This window comes from Aquabacterium soli (assembly GCF_003933735.1).
Lineage (GTDB): Bacteria > Pseudomonadota > Gammaproteobacteria > Burkholderiales > Burkholderiaceae_C > Aquabacterium > Aquabacterium soli.
This window is the reverse complement of the sequence record NZ_RSED01000020.1, coordinates 85,256-99,963: the sequence shown is the minus strand read 5'-3', so window position 1 is coordinate 99,963 and position 14,708 is coordinate 85,256. Positions and strand designations below refer to the sequence as shown.

At 63.7% G+C, this 14,708-nt stretch carries 16 protein-coding genes; 14 read left to right on the top strand and 2 right to left on the bottom strand.

What is annotated here, in order from left to right; genetic code table 11:
• Window positions 1-70: 70 nt before the first annotated feature.
• From EIP75_RS19960 to EIP75_RS19945, 4 genes are all read left to right on the top strand, one after another.
• On the top strand, window positions 71-862 hold the full coding sequence (locus EIP75_RS19960) for a PFL_4669 family integrating conjugative element protein (RefSeq protein WP_003098981.1): 792 nt from the start codon (window positions 71-73) through the stop codon (window positions 860-862).
• Window positions 859-1,386, top strand: coding sequence for a DUF3158 family protein (locus EIP75_RS19955; protein ID WP_003098978.1), 528 nt, complete (start codon window positions 859-861; stop codon window positions 1,384-1,386). The genes EIP75_RS19960 and EIP75_RS19955 overlap by 4 nt, the downstream gene beginning before the upstream one ends.
• Before the next feature lie 73 nt (window positions 1,387-1,459).
• Window positions 1,460-1,900, top strand: coding sequence for a single-stranded DNA-binding protein (locus EIP75_RS19950; RefSeq protein WP_003098976.1), 441 nt, complete (start codon window positions 1,460-1,462; stop codon window positions 1,898-1,900).
• A 283-nt stretch (window positions 1,901-2,183) separates the two neighbouring features.
• Window positions 2,184-4,214: a DNA topoisomerase III gene (locus tag EIP75_RS19945; protein ID WP_003116834.1), complete on the top strand. Its 2,031-nt coding sequence runs from the start codon at window positions 2,184-2,186 to the stop codon at window positions 4,212-4,214.
• Window positions 4,215-4,937: 723 nt separating this feature from the next.
• Here the strand turns inward: EIP75_RS19945 and EIP75_RS19940 are convergent.
• Entirely contained in the window at window positions 4,938-5,573 is a 636-nt protein-coding gene (locus EIP75_RS19940) for a cation efflux transmembrane domain-containing protein (protein ID WP_003098972.1), read from the bottom strand.
• Between the two features lie 384 nt (window positions 5,574-5,957).
• On the opposite strand from EIP75_RS19940, the gene EIP75_RS24675 reads away from it, so the two are divergent.
• Window positions 5,958-6,194 carry a sterol desaturase family protein gene (locus EIP75_RS24675; RefSeq protein ID WP_003098970.1) on the top strand — a complete coding sequence of 79 codons (237 nt, stop codon included), beginning with the start codon at window positions 5,958-5,960 and terminating at the stop codon, window positions 6,192-6,194.
• A gap of 12 nt (window positions 6,195-6,206) precedes the next feature.
• Window positions 6,207-6,581, top strand: a complete 375-nt coding sequence (locus tag EIP75_RS24670) for a DUF3703 domain-containing protein (RefSeq protein ID WP_055312603.1) — start codon at window positions 6,207-6,209, stop codon at window positions 6,579-6,581.
• A 67-nt stretch (window positions 6,582-6,648) separates the two neighbouring features.
• Here the strand turns inward: EIP75_RS24670 and cadR are convergent, their stop codons facing one another.
• Window positions 6,649-7,047, bottom strand: a complete 399-nt coding sequence (cadR, locus tag EIP75_RS19925; protein ID WP_003098965.1) for a Cd(II)/Pb(II)-responsive transcriptional regulator — start codon at window positions 7,045-7,047, stop codon at window positions 6,649-6,651.
• A gap of 91 nt (window positions 7,048-7,138) precedes the next feature.
• Here cadR and EIP75_RS19920 point away from each other — a divergent pair, with 91 nt between their 5' ends.
• From EIP75_RS19920 to EIP75_RS19885, 8 genes are all read left to right on the top strand, one after another.
• Window positions 7,139-10,051, top strand: a complete 2,913-nt coding sequence (locus EIP75_RS19920) for a heavy metal translocating P-type ATPase (protein WP_199758655.1) — start codon at window positions 7,139-7,141, stop codon at window positions 10,049-10,051.
• Window positions 10,052-10,054: 3 nt separating this feature from the next.
• Entirely contained in the window at window positions 10,055-10,555 is a 501-nt protein-coding gene (gene lspA / locus EIP75_RS19915) for a signal peptidase II (protein WP_003098955.1), read from the top strand.
• 336 nt (window positions 10,556-10,891) lie between these two features.
• Window positions 10,892-11,203, top strand: a complete 312-nt coding sequence (locus EIP75_RS25045; RefSeq protein ID WP_003108988.1) for a hypothetical protein — start codon at window positions 10,892-10,894, stop codon at window positions 11,201-11,203.
• Window positions 11,204-11,540: 337 nt separating this feature from the next.
• Entirely contained in the window at window positions 11,541-11,753 is a 213-nt protein-coding gene (locus tag EIP75_RS19905) for a hypothetical protein (RefSeq protein WP_003116833.1), read from the top strand.
• Between the two features lie 21 nt (window positions 11,754-11,774).
• Window positions 11,775-12,167 carry a hypothetical protein gene (locus EIP75_RS19900; RefSeq protein ID WP_003098949.1) on the top strand — a complete coding sequence of 131 codons (393 nt, stop codon included), beginning with the start codon at window positions 11,775-11,777 and terminating at the stop codon, window positions 12,165-12,167.
• 213 nt (window positions 12,168-12,380) lie between these two features.
• The gene (locus EIP75_RS19895; RefSeq protein WP_003098947.1) at window positions 12,381-13,118 is read left to right on the top strand and encodes a DUF5983 family protein; all 738 of its coding nucleotides are present in this window, start codon (window positions 12,381-12,383) and stop codon (window positions 13,116-13,118) included.
• 96 nt (window positions 13,119-13,214) lie between these two features.
• Window positions 13,215-13,493, top strand: coding sequence for a hypothetical protein (locus EIP75_RS19890; protein WP_003108989.1), 279 nt, complete (start codon window positions 13,215-13,217; stop codon window positions 13,491-13,493).
• A gap of 287 nt (window positions 13,494-13,780) precedes the next feature.
• A complete protein-coding gene (locus EIP75_RS19885; RefSeq protein WP_006226009.1) occupies window positions 13,781-14,593 on the top strand; it encodes a hypothetical protein in 813 nt (270 codons plus the stop codon).
• The last annotated feature ends 115 nt before the right edge of the window (window positions 14,594-14,708 follow it).

The following is a 14,708-nucleotide window of genomic DNA, read 5'->3' as shown; positions in this document are numbered from 1 at the left end:
ACCGAGTTTTTCAACAGAATTCGCTGCATGCGGATGCTGGCGGCTCCCTGTCCACCAGCGAGCGATCACCATGGCAACCAGCAACGAACCATTGCAACTCAACCTCGGCTCCCTGCGCAGCGCGATGTCGCTGACGCTGCACACCCACCACGCCTCGCGCATCTGGCATGGCCGCGCCGCCGCCGAGGGGCGACCGGGCATCGTCGGCCTGAACGGCTACATCGCCGTCATGAACAAGATGAAGCGCGGCTCGGAGCAGGACGACCCATACAGCGACTGGTGGATGCTTCGCATCGAAGACAAGCTCGACCAGACCAGGACCACGCTGCAGACGCTGCGCGACCAGGTGGACCAGGCCCTGGCCGGCGTGCCCGCCGCGTTGACCCTGGGCGAGAACCTCAACGTGCAGCCCGTCAAGCTTCCGCTGTTCGTCAATGCGCAGTTGGGCTTTGCCGCCGTCTATCTCCTGGCCGACTACGACGACATCGCGCGCAAGCTGATCCTCGCCCACCACACCGCGCTGATCGATCGCTCGACGTTGGAGCGCTGGCTCAACGAAGGTGCCCACGCGCTGCGCAGCCTGTTCAGCCTGGCCCAGCAATACCGCTACTCGGGCTGCACCCGCGACGACTTCGCGGCCAAGAACGCCGCAGCTCGGGCAGCATTGGAGAAGTTCGGCGAACTGCCGCAGGACGTGCTCGAAGGCATGCGCCGCTCGAAGTTTGCGCCGCCCGTCGTGCGCCGTGGTCTGCAACAGCGTGGTGATAGCGCTGCCGCAGCCGCATCTCCCACCGACGAAGGCGCTGCCGCCGATTCGGCCGAGGCCAAGTCCACAGCCGCCGGCGAGGACGAACCGGCATGAGCGACCCGAACCGCGAACCGCGCTACTTCCGTCGTCTGGAACAGCCAGCCTTCATGCGGCTGGAACACGCGGCCTCTCTAAAAGGCCTTTTAAAGCCTTTTAAAGGTAAAGGGGACTTCGAGGCCTGGGCCAGCCAGTGCTTCGCCATGCGCGACGAGTTGATTGCCCTGGCGCAGCGACAGGTGCTGCCACAGGCGTGCGGGCATCCCTTCCACCTGCTTCCCGTCGAGCTGGCCCAGCAGACCACTGGCGCAGGCACGACCTTTCTTCGCTGGCGCAAGCACGATCGATCGGCCATGGGCGTGGCGTTGTGGCAGGAGCTGATGGCGAGCCCCAGCACGCCGGTCAACCTGCTGCACGACCTGCACGAGATCGAACTGCAGCGCGTCATGCTGAACATGCAGATCAGCCTGCTGCACACCCTGGGCAGGCAAGCACAGGAATGCGCCAGCAAGGCCGCGCAGGCGGACAACACCTACCTGCGCCGGCTCGCGTCCGTTCCTGCCGCAGTGCGCGATCGGTGATTGCGCCTGCCATCCGAGCACGCGCCCGAGCCCAACGAGGCACGGGTATTTCAACCACCACGGAGATTCCAACATGAGCACACAATTCATCGGCGAGGGCAACATCGGATCGCCTCCCGAGTACCGCGAATTCCCCAATGGCAACGACGATCCTCGCCGGTTGCTCCGGCTGAACGTGTACTTCGACAACCCCGTCCCCACCAAGGGCGGCGAGTTCGAGGACCGCGGCGGCTTCTGGGCGCCGGTGGAACTCTGGCACCACGACGCCGACCGCTGGCAGCAGCTCTACCAGAAGGGCATGCGGGTGCTGGTCGTCGGCCGCATGGAGCGCGACCCCTGGACGGACAACGAAGATCAGCCGCGTGAGACTTGGCAGGTCAACGCGCGCAGTGTCGGCATCCTGCCGTACCGCATCGAGTCTGTGGCCCTCAGCCCGAAGCCACAGGAGGCAGAGCCGAAGCCCCAGGCCACCCAGGAATCGACGGCGCCGAAAGAGACCAAGCGCAGGAAGTGATCGGGCATGGAGGGCGGCTGCCGCAGTGCTTCGCCGCCCTCCATGCGCTGCGAATTATCCCCAGGGGATAGCTCCACCAACGTCCACCGAGTTCCACGCGCGCTCCCGGAAATCGCGGCTCTCGGCCCGCACACTTCCGGCCACGCACCTTCCCCGCACTCGCCATTTCATCGGCGTGAAAGCGGTCGCTGCCGCATGCGGCTTGTTTGCTGCTGCCAGGGGCTGCGCTCGGCATCCTCGATCCCAGCAACTCCATGAACAACAGGAATCGGGATGGACGGATATGCGGCTGTTCTTGTGCGAGAAGCCCTCCCAGGGCAAAGACATTGGCCGGATTCTCGGCGCCACGCAGCGCGGTGAAGGCTGCCTCAACGGTTCCGGCGTCACGGTCACCTGGTGCATCGGCCATCTCGTGGAGGCGGCGCCGCCCGAGGCCTACGACGAGCAGCTCAAACGATGGTCCGTTGAGCAGTTGCCCATCATTCCCCAGCACTGGCGGGTCGAGGTCAAACCGAAGACCGCCACGCAATTCAAGGTCGTCAAGGCGCTCTTGGCGAAGGCGACTCACCTGGTTATCGCCACCGATGCCGACCGCGAGGGCGAATTGATCGCCCGCGAGATCGTGGAGCTTTGCGGCTACCGCGGCCCCATCGAACGCCTGTGGCTGTCGGCGCTCAACGATGCGTCCATTCGGGCGGCACTGGGCAAGCTGCGGCCTTCGGCCGAGACGCTTTCGATGTACCACTCGGCGCTGGCGCGCTCCCGTGCGGATTGGCTCGTGGGCATGAACCTGAGCCGGCTGTTCACGGTGCTGGGGCGACAGGCGGGTTACGACGGCGTGCTGTCGGTCGGCCGCGTACAGACCCCGACGCTCAAGCTCGTTGTGGACCGCGACCGCGAGATCGCGCGCTTCGTGTCCGTACCATACTGGGCCATCGCCGTGTCCCTGTTCGCAGGCGGTTCGACTTTCGCCGCGCAATGGGTTCCACCCGATGCGTGCACCGACGACGCAGGCCGCTGCCTGCGGCAGCCGGTCGCACAGCAGACCATGCAGCAGATCCGCGCTGCGGGCAGTGCCCACGTCGTGTCGGTGGAGACTGAGCGTGTCCGCGAAGGCCCGCCGCTGCCGTTCGACCTGGGCACCTTGCAGGAAGTGTGTTCCAAGCAGCTTGGGCTGGACGTGCAGGAAACCTTGGAGATTGCCCAAGCCCTGTACGAGACGCACAAGGCCACGACGTACCCCCGCTCGGACTCCGGCTACCTGCCCGAGAGCATGTTTGCCGAAGTGCCCACCGTTCTCGACAGCCTGCTCAAGACCGATCCCTCGCTGCGCTCGATCATGGGCCAGCTCGACCGCTCGCAGCGCTCGCGCGCCTGGAACGATGGCAAGGTCACGGCGCACCACGGCATCATCCCGACGCTCGAACCGGCGAAGCTCTCCGCCATGAGCGAGAAGGAACTGGCCGTGTACAGGCTCATCCGGTCGCATTACCTGGCGCAGTTCCTCCCTCACCACGAGTTCGACCGCACTGTGGCCAAGTTTTCGTGCGGGGGGCAGAACCTGGCGGCCACGGGCAAGCAGGTTGTCATCCCGGGTTGGCGCCAGGTGCTCGCCGAGCCGCAGGCCGAAGACGGTGATGGCGAGGGCGATACTGCGGTCCGCGCCCAGGTGCTGCCCGCGCTGCCGAAACTGTATGAGGGCCTGGCATGCCAGGTGGCCGACGTCGATCTCAAGGCACTCAAGACGCTGCCGCCCAAACCGTACACGCAAGGCGAGTTGGTCAAGTCCATGAAAGGCGTCGCCAAGCTGGTGTCCGATCCCCGCCTGAAGCAGAAGCTCAAGGATACGGTTGGCATCGGCACCGAAGCGACGCGGGCCAACATCATCGGCGGCCTGATCGCTCGCGGCTACCTCGTGAAGAAGGGGCGCGCCATCCGCGCCTCGGATGCGGCTTTCACTTTGATCGATGCCGTGCCTGCGGCGATTGCCGACCCTGGCACCACCGCCGTCTGGGAACAGGCGCTCGACATGATCGAGGCCGGACAGCTCACCCTGGACGTGTTCATCGGCAAGCAGGCCGCGTGGATTTCGCAGTTGATTGCGCAGTACGGCAGCGCCTCCCTGTCCATCAAGGTTCCCCAAGGGCCGGCATGCCCGCAGTGCGGCGCACCCACGCGCCAGCGCAGCGGCAAGAGCGGCCCGTTCTGGTCGTGCAGCCGCTACCCGGACTGCAAAGGCACGCTGCCAGTCGAATCCGGCAGCTCCAAGCGCGGCGCCTCGCGCCCGCGCCGTAGCGGCCGCAAAGGCTCCTGACCGCCCCCGTTCCCCGTGAGCCGTGCCCGCCTTCGGCGGCGTGGCCCCTGTCCCGCACTCCGCCGCATGCCCTGCGGGACGCCCAGCGCGCAACGCCTTCTTGATCCGTGTGCGCGTCCCGCCCAGCCGTCCCCGGCCGCGGGACCTGAAGGTAGCTTCTCTGCGAGCCGCACCACGCGCGTTCTGTTGATCTGCGTTTCTTCCGCCCTCTGCGAAGGGTCTCCCGGTGGCTTGCCAGGCTGCACGAGCCACCGGGAGACCCTTCGTGGTCAGCGGTAATCGGTGCCGGTGCCCGCCGGTGCAAAAACGGGCTCCCTTTGTGCGCGGATGTGCGCCAGACGATGCCGGCCCCAGCCACGACATGGGCCGGGTGTGATTGCTTGATGAGCAGACGGTTCTAGCGACGACCGGGCCTGCCAATCAGCCCACGGGTGGTTCCTCTTTTCTCCCGAGCCGAAGGCCGTTGGGCCTTCGGCGCCATTCTCCTGCCCATCAACGTCCCGGCCCGGCCATTGGCCTGGGCCACACGAACAGGAGAGACGACATGCACCCTCAACCTTGCGCACCGCTGCTGTACGGCAGACGGAGGTCGAGAACGGCATGCCCGCCTATCGCGCGGCCATCGCCAATGGTACGCTCGGCTGCAGCCGAGGCCGTAGCCCAAAGGCTGGACTACCTCTTTTGCAGAGGTAAACCTCGGGATGAACTGGGCGAAAACATGCCTTATGTGCCCGCCTTACGGCGAGCTGTTTCCGATGCTTCGCGCAGGATTTCCCGCCCCCCATTCGCTGCGATTGCGGCCACGATGACGCCCAGCACCAGATCCGGGATGTTCGACCCGAACCCCATCACCAGCACCCCGGACAGCACAATCGCACCATTGACGATGGAGTCGTTGCTGGTAAAGATCGCTGACGCCTTGAAGTTCACATCTTCCCCGCGATGGCGGCGCAGTAGTCTGAGGCACACTAGGTTCAAAGCCGCGTTCAGCGCGGCCATGGCCATCATGGCTGGGCCGACAGGCTCTTCCCCTCCAGCGAAGCGGCGTAGGACTTCCAACAGCAGCAGCGCGGCCAGGCCGATTAGCAAGAAACCCGACAAGCGGGCCGCGCCCACCTTGACCGTTGCCGCACGACCGACGGCATACAGGCTAACCGCATAGACCGACGCATCGGCGAGGTTGTCCAACCCGGCGCCCATCAGCGCCGTAGAGCCAGCCCAGATGCCAAGGGCAATGCCGGCGGCGGACTGCGTCAGGTTGATCAGCAACACAGTCAGAAGAATCTTTCGGTCCTTCGCATCGCTCGCATCTAGGCGGCCCAACTCGTCGTTTTCGTGATTTCTGTGGTTTTCAGCCATGCATTGTTCCTTCCAAATCGATGGATGCTGAAGCCTGTAGCGGCTGGAGAGTCAAGGCGCAGATGCAACGAACTTGCCACAGGGTCTTCCCGGACGCCCTTGACTCTACCGTAGCTAGAAGGTTTTCCAATCCAGTCAGAGCTTTAGGACAGAACAGATGAGCACCAATGCGCCCCCTTCATTGCGACTGTCATCCGGTATGGCTGCTATCCACTGATCCGTGGCGCCACTGCGGTTGTGCTCTTCGGCGAGCTCGCGACCGGCCGGCCGTCTTTTCCGACGGAGCTACTCACAGTGATCGTCGCGCTCGCTTGTGCCGCCTTGCTAGAGGGCGGGCGGCCTTTCCACTCCCCGTTGAGCCAGTAGCGGCGTTCCAAGCTGTGGTTGGCCGTCGGCGCATGGCTCGGCTTCTTGGTCGTGCATCTGGCCTTCCAGCACTCCAATCTGGGATACCGGGTCGGGCCGTTGGGATTGTTGATCGGGGTGGCTGAAGCCCATCGCTGGCATCACAAGCGTGAGCACGAAGACGCCCAAGTCAACTACGGCGATTTCTGGATGCCCGGGGGCCACTTGTTCAGCGCTTTCCGGTCGCAAAAGCACACGCTGGGCGCCAAAGAGTGACACTCAAGAAAGATGGACTTTCCAATGGACTACGGCCCGCAGCTTGTCTATCCCTTCCGGAGCCGGCCAGCAGCGGCAAACGCTTGCGCTGCTGGCTATACGATCTTGCCCACGTCGCATTCTTGCGCGAGTCGGGCCTTGCGGCTTCTTGCGAAGCGATCGCGAGTTGCGTGGCGTGCCCATGAGTCGGGCCGCGTCGTGGCGCACTGCTACCTTGGCCTGCACCTGCACCTGCGCAGCCACGCCGCGATGCTCGGTCTGGCCTGGAGAACCCGTAAGGTGGCGGAGATTGCGGCGCGCAGGTCGTCCGGCTCGCGCTGGCTCCTGTGGGCCACGCCCTCGGTCGCACGCCGTCTCAAAACGTCAGAACCGCGCGCTTTCGCATGATGGAGCGCGGCACGTGGCTCTCAGAACTGGACCCGATCACTTCCAGCACCGATGACACGCTCGAGCTTCAGGCGGGCTCGGCCAAGCTGTTGAGAATGCCGCACTCGCGCGAGGTTCGGGCGCTATCGCAGGAGCGTCGCAGATCCATTAACTCGCGCTCCAAGGCGCGCAATTCCTTCATCTTGGTCCGCACTTGCGCGATATGAGCGTCGACCAGCGCGTTCACCTCGCCGCAGCCCAACTCTGGCCGATCCCGTAAGTTCAGCAGTTGACGGATCTCATCCAGCGTCATGTCCTTCGCCCGGCAGCGGCGGATGAACAGCAAGCGCTGCAAATGGACTTCGTCATAGAGCCTGAAGTTGCCCTCGCTACGTGCAGGCTCGGGCAGCAAGCCTTCTGACTCGTAAAAGCGCACGGTCTGCACCAAGCAATCTGCCTTCTTGCCCAGTTCACCGATCCGCATCATGGTTGCTTCCTATAAAAAACTTGACTCTATATCTACTAGAGGTTTTCTAATGATGGCATCCGGGGAAAACCTTGTCAATGAAGAGCGATCTATGAACAAAGAACCTTCCAGCCCATGCGCCTACTCCGGCGGCAATGGCCAACAGACGGCGTGCGCCAGTGAGCAGGCCAGCACTGAAACCACCGTTTTCCACGTGAGCAACATGGATTGCCGCAATGAGGAAGCACTGGTGCGGCGAACGCTGGAGGGCATGCCCGGTGTCGAGCGGCTCCTGTTCGATCTTCCGCAGCGTTTGTTGACCATTTCGCACCGCGAAGTCTCGGCCGATGCCTTGGAGCAAGCGCTGAATTCGGTGGGCATGAAGGCTCAGGCTGTCCGAGACGCCGCCGTGTCGACCACCTACCGCATCGAGAACATGGACTGCCCGAGCGAGGAGAAACTCATCCGCTCGCACCTCGGGGCAGTCGAGGGAATTCAGGACCTCGACTTCGACCTCGCTGAGCGCACCCTGTCGGTGAAACACCTCGCTCAGGCACGCGCGCAGATGGAGCAGGTCCTGGCCTCGATCGGCATGCGCGCCAAGGAGCAGACCTTCGGCCACACGGGGCCGATCGAAGCCGCGGCTGTGATCCCATCCTCGGCCCTGCAGCAGCAACCAACCGCTGCCGTTTCCGCGCCGCCGATCGGCGAGCGGGTGACGTACCGGATCGAGAACATGGATTGCCCGACGGAAGAAGCGCTGATCCGCGACCGGCTGGGCAAGCTGCCGGGTGTGACCGCGCTCGACTTCAATCTGATGCAGCGTGTGCTGGGAGTCCAGCACACGCTGGCGACCTCAGCGCCGATCGAGAAGGCGCTTGCTTCCATTGGAATGCAGGCTGCGCGGCAGGACATGCAGACAGCCACCACGGTACTTCGCATCGCGAAGATGGACTGTCCGACCGAGGAAAGTCTGATCCGCGGCAAGCTGCAAGGCATGCCGGGCGTGCAGGGAATGGATTTCAACCTGATGCAGCGCACGCTCACGGTTCGGCACACACCCGACGCGATCAAGCCGGCAGTCGAAGCCATCGAATCGCTGGGCATGGAAGCCGAGGTCCAGAGGACTGATGAGCCGCGCGATGCCCCGGTGGCCGCGCACAAGACCAATTGGTGGCCGATGGCGGTTTCGGGCGTTGCGGCGGTGGCCGCCGAAGGCGTGTACTGGGTCAACGACGGCAATCATTGGGCCGTGATCGTGCTGGCACTGGTTTCGATCTTCACCGGCGGCCTCAGCACCTACAAGAAGGGCTGGATCGCGCTGAAGAACCTCAACCTGAACATGAACGCCCTGATGGCCATCGCGGTCACCGGCGGCATGGCGATCGGCCACTGGCCGGAGGCCGCCATGGTCATGTTCCTGTTCGCGTTGGCGGAAGTGATCGAGGCGAAGTCGCTGGACCGCGCCCGCAACGCCATTCGGGGGCTGATGGACTTGGCGCCCGAGACCGCGACCGTGCGGCAGGCCGATGGCTCATGGACAGAGCTGCCGGCCAAGGAGGTCGCAAAGGGCGCGGTGGTCCGCGTGCGTCCTGGCGAGCGCATCGCACTGGACGGCCTGATCACCTCGGGTCGATCGGCCATCAACCAGGCGCCCATCACCGGCGAGAGCCTGCCCGTCGAGAAGGCCGAAGGTGACCAGGTCTTCGCCGGAGCCATCAATGAGACCGGCTCTTTCGAATACAAGGTGACCGCAGGCGCCAGCGACTCGACGCTCGCGCGCATCATCCATGCCGTGGAGTCCGCGCAGGGCAGCCGTGCGCCCACGCAGCGCTTCGTCGACCAGTTCGCCCGCGTCTACACGCCGGCGGTGTTCGCGGTGTCCGTGCTGGTTGCCGTCGTGCCGCCGCTCGCCTTCGGCGGCGCATGGTTTGACTGGGTCTACAAGGCCCTGGTACTGCTGGTGATCGCCTGCCCCTGCGCTCTGGTCATCTCCACGCCGGTCACCATCGTCAGCGGCTTGGCCGCTGCCGCCCGACGCGGCATCCTGATCAAGGGTGGCGTCTACCTGGAGGGCGGGCGCAAGCTCAAGGCGTTGGCCCTGGACAAGACCGGCACACTCACACATGGCAAGCCCGAGCAGACCGACTTCGTGCCGCTGATCGGCGAGGCGCAGGAAGTTGCCGCCTGGGCCGCAAGCCTCGCGGCACGCTCGGACCATCCTGTGTCTCAGGCCATCGCCCGCAAGGCGAACCGTGACGGCATCGCGCTGCACGAGGTCGACGACTTCGCGGCGCTGCCTGGCCGCGGCGTGCGCGGCCGCGTCGCCGGGCGCATGTTGCACATGGGCAACCACAGGCTCGCCCAGGAGCTGGGCCTGAGCGAAGCGACGCTCCAGGCTCGGCTGGAGACCCTGGAGCGCCAAGGCAAGACAGCGATCCTGCTGATGGACGATGCGACCGTGCTCGGCATTTTTGCAGTGGCCGACACCGTGAAGGAAACCAGCCGTGAGGCGGTGGCCGACCTGCAGGCGCTGGGTGTGCGCACGCTGATGCTGACGGGGGACAACCAGCACACGGCCGCGGCCATCGCTGCCCAGGTCGGAATCTCTGAAGCCCGTGGTGACCAACTGCCCGAAGACAAGCTCAAGACCATCGAAAGCCTGGTCGGCGGCGAGGGCCAGGTGGGCATGGTGGGCGACGGCATCAACGATTCGCCCGCGCTCGCCCGTGCCGACATCGGCTTCGCCATGGGCGCGGCCGGCACCGACACCGCGATCGAAACAGCCGACGTCGCCCTGATGGACGACGACCTGCGCAAGATCCCCGCCTTCATCCGGCTGTCGCGTAGCACTGCGGCGATCCTCACGCAGAACATCGTTCTGGCCCTTGGCATCAAGGCGGTGTTCCTTGCGTTGACGTTCACAGGGCATGCCACCATGTGGATGGCTGTGTTCGCTGACATGGGGGCAAGTCTTTTGGTTGTCGTCAATGGGCTGCGCCTCCTGAAGTTCAAGGCGGCATGAACAATGGATGAACCATCTCTTCGCAAGACGCAGTGGTACTCACTCGCGATCGTTATATTCGCCGGCGATCAGGCAGCTAAGAGCTACATTGACGCGACAACTCCCTTGGGTTGGTCGCACGAGGTGGCGTCATTCTTCAACCTAGTTCACGCTCTCAATCCCGGCGCGGCGTTCAGCTTCCTTGCTGGCGCGGGCGGCTGGCAGCGGTGGTTTTTTCTGGCGATCGCGTTCGCAATATCGGCATGGCTCGCATGGCTGCTCTCCCGGCCGCTGCGCAAAACGGAAGGCCTTTCGTACAGCCTCATTCTGGGCGGCGCATTGGGCAACGCGTTCGACCGCGCCACGCGCGGGCACGTTATCGACTACATCGACTTTCACCTGCACGGCTGGCACTGGCCCGCCTTCAACATCGCTGACATGGCCATCGTGGGCGGGGCGATCGCGCTGGTGGCCCAGTCGTTCATGAGCGTGGAGAACCCGGCCGCCACAAAGGAGTCCCAGTGACATTGGGACGATCCGGAAATTCGCAATGCACACGGTGCAGGACACCAATCTGAAGAGAACGGCCCCCAGCATGAGCGGCCGCGGCTTGGCCCTCATGCTAGCGCCCACCGCCGCTTTTGCTGCAACGCCCTGTTGCGATGGCGGCGATTGCTGCAACGACGTCGCAATGCCTTGCTGTGAATAAACAGCACGCAAGCCAGTTGACCTGGCAATTATGAAAGTCCATCACGGCGATGCTGGCCTTTTTCGTTCCAATGAGCCGTCACGGAGAGGTGATGATGAAGCTATGCCGGGATCCTGCAAGCTTTAGGACGGTCTTCTTTACCGCATAGCGATATGCTGATGTCACCCGTTCGCCTCGCCTGGCAAGTACAAGTAGTTCGTCGCGGTTTTCTGGCCGTGTCCGCCCGCTTCGCTGGCCCTTTTGCCCCAAACAAGCGCAATCATGCCTGCGTTACCACCAAAGTTCGCCCCCGCCAGTTGCTGTTCCTAAAGGGCATCAAGCTCAACGCCATCGCCGACCGGCCAGCGTATTTCGCATCGCTGCGTGCCCGTCGGGGCCAGCCCATCGTCATCCTCGCAGAGCTGGGACCGGACGAGGCATTCGCCCTGTGGAAGCAGCATGTACTGGGCGACAGGCCTCGCTGACCCAGTTTCGCCTCATCCTCCTGACAGCCCCGCACTTATTGCGGGGCTTTCTTTTTTCCGCGTTCGCCAATCGGGGCTGTTGCAAATGCCGATTTCCGGCTGACGCGGCTCGCCTCGCGCATGAAGCTGCCCGCATGTGTCGCTGATTCGTCAGCACCATGCCAGCAGCCAGAGTTTCCAGGCTGCCGCGGATTCTTTCCGCGCTACCCGCCAGTCCGCCATCGCATCGAGTCTGCGGACGCGCGTCACCCGTGACGCCGATGCTTTTTTCTCAACCGCGTGCGGGAGCTGCCATCCCGTGAGGGACGAGGCCCCGCTTTTTCCAAGGAGCCCGTCCATGTCCCAGCAAGCCTCTTTCGGCCAGTTGGCCTTGATCCATTGCGGCAAGTTCCTGCCGCTCGAAATCCTGCATAGCGCCGCCGGCCACTACATCGGCACGCGCGATACAGAAGGTCCCGTTTCGCGGGAATCCTGCCAGTACTTCCGCAGCTATGCCGCGGCTCAACGTGCCCTCGAAAGAGGCGGCTGGTCCCAGCTCGCCACACCCTGATCCAACTGGAGGAACCACGTCATGAACCAGCTTTTGCCCCAGGAAGTCGTCGATCAGATCATGCGGGAAGAGCAGCATTTCGCCGCCGCGCCCCAAGCCTTCTTCGAGGTCTGGAAGCGCGGCGTCGAGATCGCAGGCCCGCAATGGTTTGGCGACGGCACGCGCGAAGGCCTGAACCAGGCAAAGAGCAAGTGGGATCTGCGTCCCGACATGCTGCGTGCCAACGACGCACTCGGCGTCCTGAGCAGCGGGGAACGCATGTTCCTGTCCGCCATGTTCAGCTTCTACAACGCGCGCGAGGGCGGTGCCATGCTCAAGCGCTGCCACTTCCAAGGACTGTCGGACTTCGATGGTCTCGATCTGCAACGCCGCAAGGTCATCGCCGATCTGTTGGTGAACTACAGCGGTTGGTGAGCCGGTCTGCGGCATACCACCGTCTTTTTGTTCACTGCCCATGAGGGACATGCGTCCACGCGGCCATGTCCCTCGATTTTTCTTCCGTCAGCCTGCGCCGATTGGCCCAAAGCCCTCGATCAGTGCCGCCTGACGCTTTTTCCACTTTCAACCCACCGGGGTTCAATTCCCGGTGGCGGGAATTGGCTCCATTATTCAATCTGGAGAAATTCCATGACCCAGAATCCCAATCCCTTTGTACGCGGCTACTGGAATCTGAGAGTCGTCCGAACGCTGTGCATCTGCTACGGGGACGGAAGCCCGCATGTCTGGCGATCCATCCACACGAGCCAAGCGCATCTTTCCGACAACGACCTGATCTCATCGCCTTGCATCGTCACCAGCGACTTCGCGTTGATCAAAAGCGGCACTGACGCCATCAGCGACGAGCTGATTGCTGAATGTGATGCTGTTGAAGGCATCAACGGCGAAGGCGTGGTGGGCGCCGTGGTCTATGCCATCCATGGCGACGACCTCGACGGCCGCCCGGTCCATGTCGGTGATACCTATTCGGCCGAAGCCGCGCGAGACGTGGTGCAGCGGTTGAGTTTCGAGACCGGCTATTACAGCCGGTGCTGGGAAGTCAGCAGCGCGCACATCTGCCAGGAAACCGGCCAGTACCTCGCCAACCTGGCAGACCTCGCCACGCCGGAGGCTTTTCTGTTCATCGCCTTTCGGGTTCCGTACAGCCCGGCGATTGGCGTCAAGCTGATCTCCACGCCCTGGACAGACAAGAACCTGGAATATGCCGAGGGCATCAGTGCTGAGCAGCTTCGACAGGAGCACCGCGACAAGGGCATGCCTGACGACCTGGCGAACATCCTTGAACTGGCCGGCCAGGCAGATGTGCGCATCCTCATCCTCGATGCCGACGCACCCGCGCTACTGGGCTTGCCACTGGCCGAGACCTAGCAGACACGCGACGCGCAAGCCTTCCCCTTTATCCCCCATATGCCAGCCCGCCTCCCACCAGGAGCCGGGCTGGTTCAATTCCATAGGAGCAATCTCATGTTCCCCGATCTCATCTTGCCCACGCCCGACTTCGAGAATCAGCTTGGAGCCTGCGTCAACGCCATGAGCCAGGACGACGCCATCGGCCAGATCCTGGTGTTCGAGCGCATGAGCGGTACGCTGCACATGCGCCATATCGACAGCGCCGATCTGGTGGACACCGACATTGACGACTACGAAATGGTCGTATTCGACGGTGGCAACACAAGCGGCGACACGTGGAAGCACGTGTTCTTCCCGCGTCAGCGAGAACACTACTTCGTGTACGAAGCCTGACCCCCAAGCCCCTTTCGAGGGGCTTTTTCTCGCCCGCAGCGCTGGAAAGCGGGTGCGATGGGGTGCCGTTTCCTGCAAGCGGGCCGCTTACTCCCGGGCCATTCTTGCCCCATGTTCGTCGGCGTTGCCGACACATGCCCAGGCAGCCAAGACCTTCAAGGCTGCAAGCACGGGAAGCCGTGCTGGTCGATGTTTTCCACGGACGTACCGCGTCCATCCACACCACCCACAAGGGACCTCTCCCTTGCGGGCGGGGAATCCCTTGTTTCTTCCTCAAGGAGATTCCCATGGACCGTTCCCTCATCAAATCCATGATGCCTTCGCTAGTCGCAGGCCACGTGCCCCGCAACGTGCGGTCGTTCAAGTACCGCGTGTTCGACGATCAGCCGCAATCTTCGACATTGGGCTTCGCCGTCGACCCCCAGCCCTTCGACGGGAAGGTAGTCGCCATCACCGACGATGCCATCGTCGTCAAGCTCAAGCCGAGCGAGTTCGCTGTGCTCGATTCCAAGCTGGTGACCACCGTCCCCGACGAAGGCGCCAAGGTGCATGTCCAACCCTACGCACGGCGCCGTTTCGATGGGCTGCGGGCGGACACGCCGGAAGAGCGCACCGAGATGACGTCCGACGGCATTCCCTACACCGTCAAGACGCACATCCTCGGCTCCGCGCCGGCCAAGCTGCCCATTCCCGAGCCGCAGTGCATGGAGCTGGGTCAGCTCATCCAGCAGTTGGAGGAAATGCCGGCGCCCGATGGCTTCCGGCGCATCACCCACATGCTGGTCGATGCGGGTGCCCGGGATTTCACCTGGGTCGATCCGACGCCGTCCAAGATCATCGAGACGCCTCCGGCGATCAGCTTCACGGTCTCGACCGCGAAGTTCGAGGGCCGGGTGACGGTGCTGTACGACCGAGGCGGCGACACCTACGTGGTGGAGCTGCATCGCGACGGCGAATTGGTCGATCGGCATGACGAGGTGTATTTCGACATGCTCGGCGAAGTGCTGGAGCGACTCATCGACGACGGACGTTGGCGCCTGATCGATGTGAGCGTGATCGACGCCAAGGCTACCCGGCAGCGCCAGGCGGTGCCGGCATGACGCCGGAAACTGAATCCTGCCGGTTCTACGGCTGACCCGTGGGTCCCGCCACGAAGTTTCGCCCATGGGCCATGTGCCCACAGGCCCTCCATCCATGCGGATGGAGGGCCTTTTC